Annotated in this window: 15 protein-coding genes; 5 read left to right on the forward strand and 10 right to left on the reverse strand. The window is 65.1% G+C overall.

Annotated elements, in window-relative coordinates:
- The first annotated feature begins 14 nt into the window (after positions 1-14).
- The 3 genes from tssL to tagF are packed head-to-tail and all read left to right on the forward strand — an operon-like array spanning position 15 to position 5,439.
- Positions 15-1,346, forward strand: coding sequence for a type VI secretion system protein TssL, long form (gene tssL / locus P0D80_RS06870; RefSeq protein WP_408282333.1), 1,332 nt, complete (start codon positions 15-17; stop codon positions 1,344-1,346).
- Positions 1,343-4,897 carry a type VI secretion system membrane subunit TssM gene (gene tssM, locus P0D80_RS06875; protein ID WP_408282335.1) on the forward strand — a complete coding sequence of 1,185 codons (3,555 nt, stop codon included), beginning with the start codon at positions 1,343-1,345 and terminating at the stop codon, positions 4,895-4,897. The genes tssL and tssM overlap by 4 nt, the downstream gene beginning before the upstream one ends.
- A complete protein-coding gene (gene tagF / locus P0D80_RS06880; RefSeq protein ID WP_408176727.1) occupies positions 4,894-5,439 on the forward strand; it encodes a type VI secretion system-associated protein TagF in 546 nt (181 codons plus the stop codon). The genes tssM and tagF overlap by 4 nt, the downstream gene beginning before the upstream one ends.
- On the opposite strand, the gene P0D80_RS06885 is transcribed toward tagF, so the two are convergent.
- The 8 genes from P0D80_RS06885 to P0D80_RS06920 form a co-directional block, all read right to left on the reverse strand.
- Complete coding sequence (locus P0D80_RS06885; RefSeq protein ID WP_408282339.1) at positions 5,436-6,827, reverse strand: serine/threonine-protein kinase; 1,392 nt, start codon at positions 6,825-6,827, stop codon at positions 5,436-5,438. The genes tagF and P0D80_RS06885 overlap by 4 nt on opposite strands.
- 3 nt (positions 6,828-6,830) lie before the next feature.
- Positions 6,831-7,724, reverse strand: a complete 894-nt coding sequence (locus P0D80_RS06890; RefSeq protein WP_408282342.1) for a c-type heme family protein — start codon at positions 7,722-7,724, stop codon at positions 6,831-6,833.
- A 31-nt stretch (positions 7,725-7,755) separates the two neighbouring features.
- On the reverse strand, positions 7,756-8,607 hold the full coding sequence (locus tag P0D80_RS06895; protein WP_408176731.1) for a hypothetical protein: 852 nt from the start codon (positions 8,605-8,607) through the stop codon (positions 7,756-7,758).
- Positions 8,608-8,680: 73 nt separating this feature from the next.
- Positions 8,681-9,682, reverse strand: coding sequence for an anti-sigma factor family protein (locus P0D80_RS06900; protein WP_408176733.1), 1,002 nt, complete (start codon positions 9,680-9,682; stop codon positions 8,681-8,683).
- A 288-nt stretch (positions 9,683-9,970) separates the two neighbouring features.
- Positions 9,971-10,858 carry an anti-sigma factor family protein gene (locus P0D80_RS06905; RefSeq protein ID WP_408176734.1) on the reverse strand — a complete coding sequence of 296 codons (888 nt, stop codon included), beginning with the start codon at positions 10,856-10,858 and terminating at the stop codon, positions 9,971-9,973.
- The gene (locus P0D80_RS06910) at positions 10,855-11,400 is read right to left on the reverse strand and encodes an RNA polymerase sigma factor (protein WP_132374479.1); all 546 of its coding nucleotides are present in this window, start codon (positions 11,398-11,400) and stop codon (positions 10,855-10,857) included. The genes P0D80_RS06905 and P0D80_RS06910 overlap by 4 nt, the downstream gene beginning before the upstream one ends.
- Positions 11,401-11,596: 196 nt before the next feature.
- Positions 11,597-12,670 (reverse strand): catalase family peroxidase, encoded by a 1,074-nt coding sequence (locus P0D80_RS06915; protein ID WP_408176735.1) that lies wholly within the window; start codon positions 12,668-12,670, stop codon positions 11,597-11,599.
- 448 nt (positions 12,671-13,118) lie between these two features.
- A complete protein-coding gene (locus P0D80_RS06920) occupies positions 13,119-14,219 on the reverse strand; it encodes a TIGR03118 family protein (RefSeq protein WP_408176737.1) in 1,101 nt (366 codons plus the stop codon).
- A 320-nt stretch (positions 14,220-14,539) separates the two neighbouring features.
- On the opposite strand from P0D80_RS06920, the gene P0D80_RS06925 reads away from it, so the two are divergent.
- Both P0D80_RS06925 and P0D80_RS06930 read left to right on the forward strand, forming a co-directional pair.
- A complete protein-coding gene (locus tag P0D80_RS06925) occupies positions 14,540-14,983 on the forward strand; it encodes a universal stress protein (protein WP_408176738.1) in 444 nt (147 codons plus the stop codon).
- 146 nt (positions 14,984-15,129) lie between these two features.
- Positions 15,130-16,692, forward strand: a complete 1,563-nt coding sequence (locus P0D80_RS06930) for a class I adenylate-forming enzyme family protein (protein ID WP_408282345.1) — start codon at positions 15,130-15,132, stop codon at positions 16,690-16,692.
- A 119-nt stretch (positions 16,693-16,811) separates the two neighbouring features.
- Here the strand turns inward: P0D80_RS06930 and P0D80_RS06935 are convergent, their stop codons facing one another.
- Both P0D80_RS06935 and P0D80_RS06940 read right to left on the reverse strand, forming a co-directional pair.
- The gene (locus P0D80_RS06935) at positions 16,812-17,219 is read right to left on the reverse strand and encodes a DUF2784 domain-containing protein (RefSeq protein ID WP_408282347.1); all 408 of its coding nucleotides are present in this window, start codon (positions 17,217-17,219) and stop codon (positions 16,812-16,814) included.
- A 323-nt stretch (positions 17,220-17,542) separates the two neighbouring features.
- Complete coding sequence (locus tag P0D80_RS06940; RefSeq protein ID WP_408282350.1) at positions 17,543-17,749, reverse strand: hypothetical protein; 207 nt, start codon at positions 17,747-17,749, stop codon at positions 17,543-17,545.
- Positions 17,750-17,771 lie beyond the last annotated feature (22 nt).

Here is a 17,771-nt window from a genome sequence, read left to right on the forward strand (position 1 = left end):
ACAAGGACTCTTCCATGACCGACAACACCGATCCGACGCTTGACGACGCGGAGTTTCTCGACGCCGCGCGCACCATCAGAATGCCGACGCCGGGCCGCGGGCGCGAGTCCGCCAGGCCAGAGGCGCAACCTCAGGGAAGGCCGGACGCGCTCGCACCGCTCGATGCCTCGCTCGCCGGGCGCAATCCGCTCTTGCGGGCGGCCAATCCGCTCCTTGAACTGGCGCTGCCGCTGCGGAGGCTCGCGAGTCATCCGGACCTCGACGCCTTGCGCACGCAACTGATTCAGATGATGCGCCGCTTCGAAGCCGACGGCCGTTCCTTCGGCGTGCCGGATGCGCAACTCGGTCCCGCGCGCTATTGCCTGTGCACGTTCATCGACGAGGCGATCGCGGCGACGCCCTGGGGTGCGGGCGTGTGGGGCCGGCGCAGCCTGCTCGTGACGTTTCATAACGAAGCGTCGGGCGGCGAACGGCTCTTCGTGATCTTGCAGCGCCTCGTGCAGACCCCGGCGGTCGACATCGACATGCTCGAGCTGATCTACGTGATGCTCGCGCTCGGCTTCGACGGACGCTACCGGCTGATCGAAGGCGGCAAGACGCAACTCGACGTGATCCGCGAACGGCTCGAGCAGATGATTCGCACGCAGCGCGGCACGATCGAACGGGCGCTCTCGCCGCACTGGCAGCCCGCCGCGCGCGAGCGCAAGCGGCTGCTGCAGTTTGTGCCGCTGTGGGTCGCGCTGGCGCTCGCCGGGCTGGTTCTGATGGCGACGAGCCTCGTGCTCGCCATTCGCATCAACGACTTCTCCGACCCGGTGTTCGCCTCCATGCGCGCGATCCGCGTCGCGCCGGCGCCGGTGCTGGCGGCGAAGACGAGTGCCGCGCCGAGGCTCTCGGCGGCGCTCGCCGGATTCCTCGCGCCGGAGATCGCGCAAGGCCTCGTCTCGGTCGGCGAGTCCGCCGACCGGACCACCGTGACGATCAACAACGCCGCCGAAGGCACGCAGCTGTTCGCCTCGGGCAGCGCGGAGCTCGACGCGCATTTCGCGCCGTTGATGCTGCGCATCGCGCTGGCCTTGCGGGACAAGCCCGGCAACATCGTCGTGATCGGGCACACGGACAAGCAGCGCATCGTGTCGGCGCAGTTCCCCTCCAACGTCGCGCTGTCGCAGGCGCGTGCGGACACGGTGCGGGCCATCATCGCCGCGAAGCTCGACACGCCTTCGCGCGTCACCGCCGAAGGCCGCGGCGACACCGAGCCGGTCGCATCGAACGACACGCCGGCCGGACGCGCGCGGAACCGGCGCGTGACCATCGACATTCTTTCGCCAGGAGCGGCGCCATGAAGTGGTTGAACGGATTGAGGAGACCGGCAGCCGTATCGTTTGCCGGCGTGCTGGCGCTGTCGGCGCTCGTGTGGTTCGAAGGCCCGTTGTTCGCATTCGACGGCCACGCGCCGCTCGAAAGCGAGTCGCGCCGCTGGCTGGCCGTCGCGTTCATCTTCGCGTGCTGGGCGCTCTGGTGGGGAGTCCGCTTCGTGAAGACGCGCATCGCGAGCTCGAATTTCGTGCGCGGGATCGTCGCGGATGCGCTCGATCCGGCGAATCGCGAACCGAGTCCGGCGCGCAAGGCCGCGGCTGCCGACCTCGCGGTCTTGCGCACACGTTTCGAAGAGGCCATCAAAACGCTGCGGCATGTGCAGGGCCCGTCGGAAGGCAAGGGCCCAGACCAGGGCAAAACGCGCGGCGTTCTTGCATGGCTGAACCTGCGCCGCCGCACGCTCTACGACTTGCCCTGGTACATGTTCGTCGGCGCGCCGGGCGCGGGCAAGACGACCGCGCTCGTGCACTCGGGGCTGCGCTTTCCGCTCGCGGACCGGCTCGGCGCGCAGGCGATCGGCGGCGTGGGCGGCACGCGCCACTGCGACTGGTGGTTCGCCGACGACGCCGTGCTGCTCGACACCGCGGGCCGCTTCACGACCCAGGACAGTCACGAGGAGGCCGATCGCGGCGCATGGCTCGGCTTTCTCGCCTTGCTGCGCAAGTACCGGCCGCGCCGTCCGCTGAACGGTGTGATGGCCGTCGTGTCGGCCACCGATCTGCTGCAGCAGACCGATGCGGCGCGCGCGAAGCATGCCGCGTCCGTGCGCGAACGCCTCGCCGAATTGAACCGGCAACTGGGCGTGCAATTGCCGGTCTATGTCGTCGTCACGAAAAGCGATCTGCTCGCCGGCTTCGCCGAATTCTTCGACGACTTGGGCCGCGACGAGCGCGAGCAGGTCTGGGGCGTGACGTTCCCGCTCGCGGAGCGCGACGACGCGGCAAACGCTGACTCTCCGCTGCAGCGTTTTCCCGATGAATTCCATTTGCTGCACCGGCAGTTGCAGGATCGCGTGCTGCAGCGCATGCAGCAGGAGACCGACGTTCGGCGGCGCGCGCTGATCTATGCCTTTCCGCAGCAGTTCGCGGGCATCGAAGGCGCGTTGCAGCGCTTCCTCGACGACGCGTTCGGCGAGTCGCGTTTCGCTCGTGCCGCGATGCTCCGCGGCGTCTACTTCACGAGCGGGACGCAGACCGGCAGGCCGCTCGACCGGATGATGAGTTCAATGGCGGCGTCGCTCGGACTTCAGCGCGAGGTGTTGCTGACGGATTCATCGAGCGGGCGCGCTTACTTCGTCAAGCGCCTGCTTCGTGATGTGATCTTCGAGGAAGCGGGCATTGCCGGCAGCAATCCGCGTGTGGAGCGCCGCCGTGCGCGTTTTCAGCGGGTCGCAATCGGTGTGATAGGCGTGTTGCTGGCGGCGGGGCTGATCGGCCTTTTCGCGGCCGACCGGGCGAACCGCCGCTTCGTCGACGAAAGCCGCCAGCAGATCGCCGCGCTGACCCAGCGCGCGCAGCAGACGACGGCCGGCGACGATCCGCTGGCGGTATTGCCGCTGCTCGACGCCGCGCGCAATCTGCCCGGCGGCGAGGCCGAGCGCGCGGCGGGCCATGACGCGTGGTGGGAGAAACTCGGCCTCGACCAGCGGCAGAAGCTCGGGCTGGAAGCGCAGCGCGTGTATCAGCGCCTGTTGCGCCAGACGTTGCTGCCGATCGTCGTGCAGCGCATGGAGGAGCAACTGCGCCGCGGCGACGCCGACAACGCCGCCACGCAATACGAAGCGCTGCGGGCGTATCTGATGCTCGGCGATCCGACGCACTTCGATCCGGCCGCGCTGCGCGTCTGGGCGATGCACGCCTGGCAGCGCGGCGCGCTCCAGAACGCGACGGATGCGCAACGCGCCAGCATCGACGGACATCTGGAAGCCTTGTTCCGCCGTGGGCAATTCGATGCGAACCTGCCGCTCGACCAGAACCTGATCGCGCAGGCGCGGGCCACGCTGAATCGCGTGCCGCTCGCGCAGCGTCTGGATGGACGCATCGAGCAACAACTGGCGCAGCTTCGCCTGCCGGACTTCACGATCGCGAAAGCGGCCGGACCGAGCGGTCTGTTGGTGTTCGTGAGGAAGAGCGGAGCGCCGCTCACGCAAGGCATCGATGGAGCGTACACGCGCGCAGGCTTCGATGCGTTCGTGCGTCTGCGTGAAGCCGCGCTCGCCGACTTGTCGAAGGACGACTGGGTGCTCGGCCGCGGGGAGGCGCGTCCCGATCCCGCCGGCACGGATGCGCTGCGCGCCGCGCTGACGCGGCTCTACTGCGAGGCGACGATTCGCCAATGGGACGGCCTGCTCGCCGATGTGGGCGTCGTGCCGTTTGCCGCGCCGGATCAGGGCGCGCGCATCGCGAATCTGCTGGGGTCGCCCGCCTCGCCGTTGCGTGGCCTGATTCAGGCCGCCGCGCGCGAAACGACGTTTACCCCGGCGCCCGCGCCGCCGGGCAAGCTGGACGCGCTCAAGCAGAACCTCGGCAAGGCGTTGGTGACGGGAGCGGGAGCAGGGGAAGCGCCGGCGCCCACGCTCGTCGATACGCATTTTCAGCCGCTGCACGACCTGGCCGGTCCGGCGCTCGATGAATCCATTGGCGCGTTCAAGGATGCCGCCGCCACGCTGCAGGCCGACGACACCGCGCGCAAGCAGTCGTTGCCGCTGCCCGCGACCGGCCCGCTCGATCGCCTGAAGCTGCTTTCACAGAACGCGCCCGCGCCGCTCGCGGCGGTGCTGCAAGGCGTGGCCGGCAATGCCGACACCGTGCAGCTGCAGAGCCAGCGCGCGCAACTGAGTGCGCTGTGGGCGGCGAGCGTGGCTCCCGCTTGCAGGCAGGCGCTCGACGGGCGCTATCCGCTCGTGAAGACATCGACGCGCGACGCCGCGCCGGACGACTTCGCGCGCATCCTGGCGCCGGGCGGTCTCATCGACGACTTCTTCCAGAAGAATTTGCAGAATCGCGTGGATACCTCGGGCGCCGTGTGGAAATGGCGGCCGGAAGCAAAATCGCTTGGCATTCCGGACGATGTGCCGGTTCAATTCCAGAACGCGGCCATGCTGCGCGACGCATTGTTCCGCGACGGCGGCCGGGATGTCTCGGTGCGTTTCACGGTGAAAGTCGCGTCGCTCGATCCGTCGCTCAAGCGTTTCGTGCTCGATATCGACGGACAGCAACTCACCGCGACCAGCGACGCGCCGAACGCCACCGCCGCGTTCCAGTGGCCGAGCGGAAAAGGCACGGCGCAGGCGCATGTCGAACTCGACCCGGCGCAAGGCACGCCGCCGCACGCGGACGGACCGTGGGCGCTGTTTCATCTCTTCGATGCCGCGCGCGTCCAGCAGTCCGGTCAGGCCGATCACTTCAACGTGTCCTTCGATGGAGGCCGCGTGTCGCTCGCACTCGTTGCGAACAGCGCGGACAATCCGTTTCGCGCGGGCGTGCTCGACCGCTTTCGTTGCCCCGCCTCGCTATGAAACCTGACGATCGGATGAACGCGGGCTTCTACGGCAAAGTCCGCACGCACGGCGATTTCGTCAGGCGGGGCTTGTCGGCCGGATTCGTCGCGCAATGGGATGCATGGCTGCAGCGCGGCCTCGTGGCCGCGCGCGCGCGCTATGCCGACAACTGGCTGTGCCGGTATCTCGCCATGCCCGTGTGGTGCTTCGCGGTGCGGCGCGGCGTGATCGCCGAGGACGCGCACACCGGCGTGCTGATGCCGGGCATCGATGCGGTGGGACGCTACTTCCCGTTCGTGATCGCGCGGCCGGTCGACGGCGACGCATGCGTGTCGGCTTCATCGTGGCATACCGATGCCGCGGCACTCGCGCTCTCCACCCTCAAGCCGGCCTTTTCGCTGACCGAGTTGGAGGCGTCATTGACCGGATTGCGGGCGCAGTTATCCGGCACCGCGTCGCGCGCGGCAGACAGCGTCTGGTGGTCGGATGTGGGTGAGGTCGTGCATCATGACGGGCCGTTCGATGCCGCTTTGTTCCTGCGCCTGCTCGATGCCGATTAATCGCGTACCGTATCCCACTCGCGACGTAGCGCGTCGCGGTCTTTCTGTTGCGGCACGGCGTCGAGCAGACGCGCATGGAACGTTTGCAGATCGGGCGCGCTCGCAGCCGCACGGCGCGCGATGACGCGTGCGATCGGGCCCAGATAGGTCGTGAGATGACGCGCGGCGTCGCTCACCTGCTCGACACTGATTTTTTGCGCCGGTAGCGCGCGTGATGAGCCGGCCTCCAGTTGCGACAAAAGCGAGTCGAACTCGCGGCGCGCGGCGCCGTCGGGCAGGTACGTGACGAGCCGCTCGCGTAGCGCGTCGACGTCGGCGGCCCTCGCCGACGCACGCCGCAGCAGCAACGTCGCCACCGGGCCCACGTGACTGGCGAGCCGTTCCTCCAGTTGCGCGATCAATTCGGGCGGCCAATTCCTCGCTGCCTTCGACGCCTTCGACGTCTCTGACGCGGGCGCCATATCGAGCGTGGCGGCGGGACTCGCGTAGGCGAGCACGGTACGCTCTGGGTCCTCGGCGTTCTCGTTATAGGTGGCGAGTTCGGCAAGCAGCGTGTCGCGCCATTCGCGCGCGGAAGCGAAACGGTCTTGCGGACGCTTCGACAATGCTTTCATCAGCATGGCGTCGATATAGCCGGGCAATTCCGGCGCGATGGTGCTCGGAGCAGGCGGCGTGTCGTTGAGGACCTTTTGCATGACCACGCTCGGCGTTCCTGTGAACGGGCACACGCAGGTCAGCATTTCGTACAGCACGACGGCGGCGGAATACAGGTCGGCGCGCGCGTCGATGGGTTCCCCGGTGAATTGCTCCGGCGACATATAGCTCGGCGTGCCGAGCATCGTGCCGGATTGCGTCAGGTACGAGGTGTCGAGATGCGCAATGCCGAAGTCCGCGATCTTGCATTCGCCACGTTGCGCGATGAGCAGATTGGCCGGCTTGATGTCGCGATGAACGATGCCCGCGCCGTGCGCGTAGTCGAGCGCATCGAGCAGTTGCACGAACCATCGCAACGCACGCGGCGCCCCCATGCGCGAACCGGCGCGCACGTGCTGCGCGAGACGCGCCGCGAGGCTCTCGCCGCGCACGTATTCCATCGTGATGAAGGCGGTGTCGTCGGCTTCGCCGTAGTCGTACACCGCCACGATGTTCGGATGAACGAGACGGCCCGCCGCCCGCGCTTCGTTCAGGAAACGGGCGGTGAGATCGTGGGTGGAGTCGTCGTCCGGCGTTTCACCCGGCGTCAGCTCCCGCCGGATGGTTTTCAGCGCCACCTCGCGCTCGATATGCGGATCGAAGGCCAGATACACCACGCCCATCGCACCGCGTCCGAGTATCCGTTCGATGACGTAGCGGCCAAGCCGGGCGGGGAAGTCGGCCGGGGAGGGCATGGCTTAGGCCTCTTCTTCGTCGAGGATCCTGAACGCCTCGACGAGACTCGTCTGCATGCGTCCGAACGATACGGCAAGCGAGGCGATCTCGTCCGATCCGCTCGTCGTCAAGGGCGTCGCGCCGAGTTTGCCGAGGCTCATTTCATCGGCGGCGCGCGAGAGCGACTGGATCGGCCGCGTGATCAGCAGATGCATCATCACGTTCATCACGATCAGGACGACTGCGAACACGCCACCGAGCGACAGCATGAACGCGCGCCAGATCGCGCGGCCGCGTTCGATCGGCTGCGCCATCGGAACCGACACGAATTCCGCGCCGATCACTTCGTTCATCGGCCAGTTGAAGCCGTTCGCGGAACCGTACTTGTCCAGCATGGTGGCGGGCGCCGCGCTCGGGGTGCTGTGGCATTGCATGCAGGCGGAATCCGTGATGCGGCTCGGGCGCGCGAGAAAGAGGGTGCGGCCGCCGGGCGAATCGCGCTGGCCGGTAAGCTCCTTGAGTTCGGGCCGGTCATGCAGATGGCTGATCACATCGGCTTCCCAATCGGTGGGCCGGTCGCGCGGATTGGTCGGATTGACCATCGTCGACCTGTACGAGAAGTTCGGGAAATCCTTCTGCAGCAGATTGAGCATTTCGATCGCCGAGAAGGCGGGGATGGATTCCGGCACGAAGCGATATTTGATCTGCGTGGCGAGGAGCGGCGTGATGTGCGCGGCCGTATAGTTCTGCATCGACCCCGCCGCGCTGATGAGTACGTTGGCGTCGTGGACGGTTTCTTCGAGCGCCTGCTTTTGCAGAAGGCGATCCGCCACGATACCGGCCGCGACGAGCCCGATCGAAAAGATGAGCAGGAACACGAGGTTGAATTTGACGCTGAGCGAAAGCTTGAGTTTCATGGCGTGCTGTAAGCGGTTTTGGCGCGACGTTTCATGGATAGCGGACTTTGCAGCGAGCGGCGTGCGCGGGCGGGTAGAGGAACACGCGCCAGTCGGGTAGCGCGTTCAGATGACTCTCGATCGATGCGCGAAACGCGCTGTCGGCGAGCCGCGTATGAAAGCGCGCGGCGAAGCGTTTGCGCGCGGGCAGCGTGCTCGTGAGCCACGGCGCTAGGTCGTCGTAGGTCGCCGTGCGCAACGGCTTCGGGGCGGCGTCGCTGGCAGGCGTGGCGTTGATGGCGAGCGGCTGCAACGCGTCGCGAAACGCGACCGGCATGGCTGCAAGGAACGCGCTCGATGGACGCGGCAAAACGTGGGCGGGCGCGTTCCCGGAAATCTCGGCGAAGCTCCCGGCGTCGATCGTCAGTGGCGGTTTGAGGGCGAGCGTTTGCACGCCGCTTTCGCTGAACACGGCGATCTCGCCTGCGTCGCCGGGCGTGGCGACGATTGCCGCCGCGCTCGCACTCGTGCTCAGGCGAATGGCACCGCGCTCCGTCTCCACGATCCGCTGGGGACACGGTGCAGCCTTGCAGGCAGGGGCGATCTTCATCCAGCCGCCCAGCATGTCGATGCGTTCATCTGACTGCAGCATCACGCGCGACTGCGCACCGAGTGCGACGAGCGTGCCGTTGTCGTCCTGAATCTGCACGACGCCTTGTCGCGGCGACAGAATCAGATCGTCGGCACGCAAGGACTCGCCCGCGCCCAATTCGAACACGTTGGCCGCGCGCACCACGGTGACGGGAGAATCCGCGCTGACAAGCGTCCAGGCCGCGCGTGCCGGCGAGGACAGCGCGGCCAGCAAGACGATACCCAGGGTCCATGCCCGCAGTCGATAAACCATGTGCTTTGCTCACAAGTTGACGAGGCCGGACAGACAACGCCGGTCTCTTCAACACAACAGCGAAGCGGGCGAATTATTCCGTGGCGGGAAGAAGCGGCGTGTCGAGGGCGGCCAGCGGAATGGGCACGGGCAGCGAACCGAACAGCGGCGCGGCGCGGTGGCTGGAAATGCTATTGCTCAGCGCATTCATATCGATGCCTTCGCGCGGGCCGATCAATGCGTAACCGAGTTCGGACTGACGCCACGTGACGACCGTCATCGACGCAACCTGTTGCGTTGCCGTGCGCGCGTCGGGCTTGGCCTCCTTCATCACGCACAACGCGACAGGCGCACCCCGTTCGGGCAGATAGACGATCTGAACCAGCGGCTTGTTGTTGAAGCGCAGGCGCTGCACGCGCTTGAAGGTGAGGCCGTAGGCGCTCAGATCCGGAATGCGAACGGCGAGGCCATCGTCGTCGTGAATCTGCGCGGTGGTTTTCTCCACCAGCGCGGGATCGGCTTCGATGTTGGCGAGCGTGTCGCGAGAATAGAGCTGCTGATAGCTGGCGGCGGCCGCGACCCAGGGCGACACCCCCGTTCCCACCGACGCCAACGATGCGCCTGCCGTCGACGCGGGCCCCACGCCGCTGCCGAGGCGCAGCACGAAGCCGCAGGCGAACGCCCCCGCGACGAATGCGACGGCAAGCCACGCGGGCGCGATACGCAAGCGCGAGCGGATCGGCGCTGACGCCGCGGCGCCGTCAGGATGCGGCATGACGGCGTCGTTGGCACTCGCATCGCGCCCGACCGGCGCGGCCGCGCCTTGCGGGCTCGGCGGCTCGCGCCACGCGAAATCCTGCGCAGGCTTTTTCGCCGCGCGCGCCATGTCGCCGATCCGCACGCTAAGGCTTTCGGGCACCGGCGGCAGAGTCTGCTGCGCGAACGCTTGCGCGTACGGCAGGCGCGACCTCATGAGCCACGCGACGCGTCGCGTGGCCTCGGGAGAGCCACTCAGCGCGCGCTCCACGGCTACGCACTCGCGGGCCGGCAGTGTGCCGTCCACGTAGCCCATCAATTCGATGTCGTCCAGATTCATAAGGCCTGTCTTCGCTCTTGGCGGGAATGGGACGCCCCTCCCAAACCTGCATGACGCCATAAGGGCTAATGACATAACACCCGTGGCTCGACATTATTCCGTCGCGTCCTGAAGATTTTTTCGGGCCGACGCGAGCGCGTTCGCCGTTGAGCGGCGGGGTGCGCGGCTGTGTATTGGCGGCGCTTGAGGATGCCGTCTAACGCGTGGCGATGCGCGGTAAAGGCTTACCGCGAATCGCCACGCCACGGCCCGATGCGTCACTGTCGCGTGACGCGCTCGGGCATGCCGTTATCCGGACACGGGACGCGCGATCGGCGAGGCATCGCTGAAAAGCGGCGCCATGTCGAGATTGGAGATGCGCTTGCCGAGCGCGGCGAGATTGACGTTGCCCGACTGCCCGATGAGTGCATAGCTCAACTCCGCTTGCCGCCACGTTGCGACGTCCATGGCATCGACCGTCTTCGTCGCGACCGGCTGGTCCGGCTTCGAGTCTTTCATCACGCACAGCGCAATCGGCGGGCCATTTTGCGGCAGATAGACGATCTGCACGAGCGGCTTGTTGTTAAAGCGCAGCCGTTGCACCGACTTGAACGTCAGCCCGGCGCTCGTCAGGTCCGGCACGCGCAGGGCGAGCTTGTCGTCGCTGCGGATGTCCCTGACGATCTTCGCCGCGGCCGCCGGATCTTCCTCCGTGTACGCGAGGGTGTCGCGCGTGTACAGCTTCTGATACCCGACCGCCGCCGCCACCCACGGCGATACGTCGGCGTTGGCGGCCATCTGCATGCCGCCGCCCGCAAGCGGGCCGACCCGCACGAACAGGCCGCAGGCGAAAGCGCCGGCGACGCAGGCCGCCGCAAGCCAGACCGGCATGCCGCGCAGGCGCGAGCGCACGGGTTCGGAGGGTGCTTTTTCGCTGGCGGGCAGGACCGGGTCGTTCGATTCCCGGGCGCGCTGCGCGCGGACCATCTCGTCGATCTTGAGCTTCAATGAATCGGGCACTGGCGGGAGGCTCTGTTGCGCGAAGGCGTCCGCGAAATCGAGCCGCGAAGCGCGCAACAGTGCGACCTTTTGCCTTGCTTCGGCGGACTCGCGCAGTCGCGCTTCGACCGCGCTGCGATCCTCGGGCGACAGGCCGCCATCCACGTAAGCGAGCAGTTGAGCGTCGTCAGCCATCATGCGATTGAATCCTTTTGTGTCTTCGCGGGCCGGGCTTTCGGCGTCTCGCCGCCAAGCAGCGCGCCGACCGCCTGGCGGGCGCGCGACAGGCGGCTCATGACCGTGCCGATGGGCACCTCGAGCACGTCGGCGGCCTGCTGATAGCTCAGGCCTTCCACGGCGACGAGCAGCATCACGACGCGCTGCGCCTCCGGCAAGCGTTCGACTGCGTCGATGATCTGCCCGTGCATCAATTGCGTTTCGGGACCCCGGTCGACGGGGTCGGGAAGATTTTCGAGGAAGTCGTCATCCCAATCGAAACTGGACCGTCTTCGCACGCTGCGGGCGCGCAGCTCGTTGATCCAGGTCGAATGGACAATCGAGAACATCCAGCTCAAAGGAGCCGTGTCGGGCTGAAGCTGATGGGCGCGTTCGAGCCCGCGCAGGCAGGCGCGTTGCACAAGATCCTCGGCGTCATGCTGGTCCCCCGACAGGCGAAGCGCGAACGCCCACAGGCGCGGCAGCATTTCGGGAAGCATGCCAGGTAAATCTACACCGTTCATTGAACGAAAATCTCCCATGTTCCCCGAGACGGGTTCGACAGCATTGCGAACCCGTCGACCTCGCACAAAAAATTGCACTGTCGTTCGCCACCGTTTTTTTTTCGCTACGAAGTTCGAACGGTGTAGTTTAACTTGAGACCGCACAACGTGTGAAAGCCGTCTTTATTCCATCGAGGAGATCTCGATGCCGCCCTTTCTAGCGGCGGTGCGTGCCAATTCCCGCCTCTTCGCGCGTGCGCCGGTTGAACGAAACCGCGTAGACCGCCGAGCGCGCGGCGAGTAGCGGATCGTCCGAGGGCGCGATGCCATAGGGAAGGATCAACGGATCGAAATTGATGTCCCGGCAGGCGCCGTCGATCTGGCTTTCGGCGCGCTCGATCACGATCGTGCCGGCGTCCACCCGATGCAATTCGCGCTCGGGCGGCCATGCGCGCGTCGCGTCGTCGACCGGATCCCCCGGGCCTGCCGGCGTGAGCATGAGGTGCCAGGAGACGGGGCCGCCCTGCAAGCGCAGATAGAGATCGTGTGCCAGAAAGTCGGGATCGCGCGCCGGGTTCGTGCGTTCGTTCGACGGCGCATAGGGCGTGTCGGGAACCACGCTCCAGCGGACGAAACGTGTGTTGCCATCGGCATCGACGAAACGGAACGCGTCGATGCTGAAGTAGCTCGCGTTATAGAAAGCCGTGGAAGGCGGATGGGTGTCGACCCACTGGTGAAAGGCCATTGTTTCGGGGTGCTGCGCAAGAAACGCGTTCAGTTTCGCGGGATCCGGCCGGCCGGTCCGCGCATCCGGGCGCAGCGCCACCAGTTGTTCGTACAACGCCTGTGGCGTGGCGACCTGGAAGATCGGCACGGAGTTCATTGCGGTGCGCCATTGCTCTGCGTTGCGCACCGAGAACAGCAATGCAAAGCTGCGCACGGATGCGTCGGCGTCGTCCTGGGCGGGATTGCCGCCCGGTGCGGAGAGGCGGCCGATCACAGGGGTGCGGCCGCGCTCGAACACGCTCGCGCGCGAAAGCGCGGCGCCGTTTCCGTTGCTGTCGAAATAGCCGCGCACGCACACGCCCTTGGCATGATTGCGGCGAAAGCCGGGATGCCTGCCCATGCTGTTCTCGAAGGCGTCGATCATCCGGGCGGGCGTCAGTGCGGGCTCGCTGCCCGGCCAGCGAATCCAGCCGGCGACCCACGCGAACGCTCCCGCGACAGCCGCAATGACGATCACGATGAAGGCGTAGCGAAGCAGAAGCGCTGATGGCTGGGGTCGGGACATGATGCAGCGTGAAAGCGAACGCGCCGATCCAAAAAGCTGACGAGTATAGAGCAGGGTACGTTTCGGTGCAGGGCCGCGCAATGAAATCCATTCGCGGCGAAACGCGTGTTTCGCTATCTCGCGGCGGAATAAAAAGGCTTATGGGGTGTTATGCGAAGACGCACAGACGGACGTTCTTGCCGTGCAACTGACCGGGCAACGGCAACAGGCGCTGGACTATGAGGCGGGAAAAACGCCGGCGCACTCGACTACCACCCGCACCAGAATTTGCTTCAGCCCGATCGCGCGGCCGACGCGCGGACTCTCGCGTCGTTCGTAGTGGAGGGGCTGTTCATCGGGCATGGGTGGCACCGGGTTTGGCTTGCGTGGTCAGAGTCGGCGTCCGCGGCGCATGCGGATCCTGAGAGCGTCCTGGGTAGGCGCCGCTCGCGCCGCGTCCGCCGGCTCGTTACTGGGCGACGTCGAGCCGGCCGTAGACGCCGGTCGTCGGTGTCGGGCCGGCGGCGAAGAACAGGGTATTGAGCGGTTGATTGGCAGCGTTGTTGCCGAACGAGATGCCCCAGATACCCGGCTGTTTGAAAGTCGATCCGTCGGCTTGTGTCACTGCACCGATGAACGCCCCGGAATTGGGATCGAACGCGTCGAGCGTGCCGTCGCCGAAATTTCCGACCAGCAGATCATTGCTAAGTGCACCGAAATTCGCCGGCGCCACCGCAAGACCCCAAGGCGAATTCAGCGATCCGCCCACGGCAATGCGCTTCGTGAGGTGCCCCGCTGTATCGAACGCGTCGACCGCGCCGTTGCCCGGGCCGTTCACCTGTGTGTGTCCATCGGGACCGAGCTTCGCAAACGTCACATAGACGGTCGTACCGACTACACGGATGCCGAAAGGGGACAAGCCGGCAGGCAAGTTGGGATCCTTGAATTGCCCGTCGAGTTGGACCTTGTTAAACGATTTGTCGAACACATCGACCTTGCCGTTATGAAAGTCCGCCGCGTAGAGCAGGTTCTGACCGGCGTTCGTGCCGATGGCAAGGCCCTTGTAAACGGCGCCGCCGGTGCCGTCGTCGTGCGCGTTGACCGCTTGCGTCGGCAGTACTTTCGGTGACCAGCCGGCGATCGTGCCGGCGTCGGTGGCCCAGAGGAAGACCGCGTTGCTCGTGAGGCCGTTTGCGCTAATGCCGAAGTCGGTGCTGGTATTGAACACGATGCCCGTCGGCCCGGCAGCCTGTCCACTCGCCGCGGGCGGGATCGTCACGACGAGCGACTGCACCACGCCATTGCCGTCATAAAGCGTCGACTTTTTCGTATTGTTGTCGGACACCCACATGACGCCGGTCGGGTTGAAGGCGATACCCCAGCCGTTCTTGAGATTGGCGTCCGTGTTCGGTGCGCTTACGCTGCCATCGGAAACCAGCACGGTGGCTTTGAAAGGACCGGTGGCCGGGGCCGGTGGTGTGGAATTGTCGCTGCCGCCGCCACACGCGGTGAGCGTTGCCGTGCAAGCGGCGAATGACCAGGCAAGCACTGCCTTTTGACGCAGTTTCATTTCGCGATTCCTTTTATGTTCGGAGTAGCGCCCGCCGCAATCGTCTTGTATCTGCGATGCACGCGAACGAACGATCCCTGAGTGCGCAAAGGAATGGGCATGCAATCAGCGAACAGTGAGTCCGCGGATTGAACTGCCCGATCTCTTTGGCGCTGAATCGTCCTCCTCCGAACGCCTGGTGTTTCGGTTTTATTCCGTGACGGCAAAGAGCCGCGAGCGAAAAGAAGCGTTGCGCTTTTCTGGAATACCTCGTCGGCCACGGGTGTTATGGGGATGACGCAACCGCCGCCACTCCCTTCGTCGCACGATTCGAGGATCCCATGCCTGACCACTACAACCTGCTCGTCTACTACGATGGATCGCCTGAATCCAGATCGGCATTACTGCGCGCGACCCGTTTGGGATATGCGTTGACCGCTACTGTTCATGTACTGTCGGTAGTGGATATCGGCTCGGCTGTGGGCAGCAGTCTTGGATACTTATCGGACGTCGCGTGTTCACAGATGGAAGGCACGGCGAAGCAGACCTTGAAGGAAGCGCTGGATCATTTGAGAGAGAGCGGAACGGTTGCACGCGGCTATGTCGCAGTGGGGAACGTGGTCGATAGCATGGCTAACTATGCAGGCTTGCTCAACGCGGATCTGCTCGTGCTGGGTCACCGGAATCCGCGTGGACTGGCCAGATGGTTAGGCCAGCCATCCAATCACGCGGAGCTGGTGAAACGCGCGGCAGGGCGTGCTGTTATTACCGTGCCGCTGGACTAGATGACGGCGCCATGGATCGACTTGTCGTTGTCATTGACACGGGAAGAGGAGTTGGTTCAACACAGGTGCCGGAATAATCTGCGAGCGTTGTCTGTTGTGAGGGCAGACCTGTCATTGACAGCCAATCGACCCTTGGAGCAACCGCCATGTCTTGTCCCGGAACACGCCCGCAACCCATACGAGAACCGCAACTCATTACGCTGCACGAACGCCTGTTCGGCTCTGCGGCAGCCCGCCCGCATGCCATTGCGCTGATCGCCGGAGATGACACATGGACCTACGATCGCCTGACACGGTATATCAGAAGGCTTTCGCAAGGCCTGCTCGCTCACGGTCTGAGACCTGGCGATCGCGTTGCGCTGCACATGACGAACAAACCAGAAGCCGTCGCCGCGTATTACGCGTGCATGCTGACAGGCATGATTGCGGTGCCGCTGAACAACCGGCTCACACGCGCGGAACTCGGGCCGCAACTGCGACGGTTGCAGGTTTCGTTGTATCTGGGCCAGCTGGATCTATACGGTGCGATTGCCGGCATGGATGCTTCGATTCTCGTTGCGGACAAGCGCTTTCTTGTCGACGGCTCGGCGCAACGCGCGGGCGGCAGAGCATGGAGTGAGTTGATCGAGCACGAGGCAGACGAGATGCGGCTCGAGCCGGTGCGCGTCGATGAACCGGCGCTTCTGCTGTCGACGTCCGGCACCACGGGAGAACCGAAGTTCGTCACGCACACCCCGCGCACTGCGTTCGCGATGATGCAAGCTTGCCAGGCCATTGCGTCGAGGCCATACGACGTCACGCTGATTGCCACGCCCATGATGCATGCTGCAGGGCTCTTCACTGCGCTCGCGACGCTCGCCACAGACGGCACCTGCGTCCTGATGGACCGATTCGAACCCGCGGCCGCGCTTGACCTGATAGAACGGCACCGTTGCACGATGATGATGTGGTTGCCGTTCATGTATTCGGCGGCGATCGTCGAGCAGATCGCGCAGCCACGCAACGTCGCGTCACTGGGCACCTGCCTCGTCGGAGGCGACGCGACGCCGCCGAGTCTGCAGGAGGAGTTTTTGCGGGTGTTCGGCGTCAGGATGCGCAATTTCCTCGGCATGAGCGAAAGCGCGGGCACCTTCACCTATGGATTCGATAGCGGGCCCGTGTGCCGCGCGGTTGACGTGGACCGCGTTCGTCTCGCCGACACAGAAGGCAACACGGTCAGGCGCGGCGAAGCGGGCGAACTGATGCTGCGCGGACCGAACCTGTTCGTCGGCTATTGGCTCGGCCCCGGGCGCATCGACGACGCACGCAAGGATGGTTGGTGGGCCACCGGCGACGTGATGCGCCAGGACGAGGCCGGCGACTTCTGGTACGTCGCCAGAAAGAAAAACCTGATCATTCGCGGCGGGTCGAACATCTCGCCGACCGAAATCGAGCATGCGCTCACGGTCCATCGCGGCGTGCGCGAGGCGGCGATAGTCGGCGTGCGGGACGCCGTCCTCGGTCAGCGCGTGATCGGTTTCGTTGAACTGACCGAAACCGCGACGCAGGTCGAGGACGTGTTGCGTGATCTGTCCACCAGGGTTGCGAACTACAAGATGCCGGAGCGGCTCATCGTGGTTGACCAGTTGCCGCGCAATTCGTTAGGCAAACTGGACCGGGCCAAGCTGGAAGCAATCGGCGAGCGACTGGACGATTGGCGCGCGGCGTGAGCGGGCAATATACGTGCGCCGGCTGTAGAACACATATCTGCGCGATACGGGTCGTGGACATTCAGATGGCCATCGCACCGGTTGCTCGTCTTTGGTGTGTCCAGCGCGTTACCTCTGACTCACGAGCGCATTGCTTTCGAACGACGTGCCCTCTCAGGAGGGATCAGCCGCCAGGTCAGCAACACCACCAGACCGAAAGCGACGTACAGAAGCGTGAAGACCCAGCCCGGCAAATCGTAGTAGAGCAGGCGGCTCACCCAGCGCTGGATGAAGCCTTGCGTGAATCCTTGCGTATCCAGCGAACCCGTACGCAGCCAGTCCTCCAGCGTCGTCAACGGGCACGCGATACCCAGCAGCGACAACGTGGCCACGATAACGATCGCTGACAGATGAACGAGCCGGAAGAAACGCTGGCGTATCCACTTCCAGCGGAGGCCGGCGCCCACCCAGATCGCGACGAATCCGCACACGATGAACAACGCAAGCAGCGCGTGCGCGACAAGCACCGCATTGGCTAGCCAGTTCATGATCGGCTTTCTCGTGACCTGCTCGCTGCGGGTCCGATTGAATCAAACAGGTCCGAAAGACTGCGCGCGAAATGCGCATAAGCCACTTGATGCCGTGACTATCGACGCATCCGGCAGCGCGCCTTCAGCGCCTGTGGCGCATCACTTCCCAGCAATCGTGATGGTTCATTCGTCTGAGCTGCCGACGCCTGATCATCTCGAGCCAATAATGTCCGGCGACCAACAGCATGGCGACACTCAGACCACACAGACCCACGACGATTCCCGCCCCCGATTCGGCCATGCAACACTCCTTGACTGTGCAACTGATCAAGCGATACGTGTCATTCGTCGTTCAGGATACGAGCGGCGGCCTTCAGAAAAATCTGTCCGTCCTCGGTAATGAGAGGGCGTTGTTGCCCGGAAGCGAGCTCTTCCAGCGTGACGAGTTGGCGCTCCAGAAGCGCTTCCAGATCGGCACCGTCCAGACTCGGTAGATCCGGTGCATCCTTGAGCAACATGAGGGTCGCAAATTCGTGTGGACTGAGCATCGTCGTCTCCTGGCTGAGCTTG

Origin of the sequence: Paraburkholderia sp. RL17-373-BIF-A, assembly GCF_046030175.1 — a bacterium.
Lineage (GTDB): Bacteria > Pseudomonadota > Gammaproteobacteria > Burkholderiales > Burkholderiaceae > Paraburkholderia.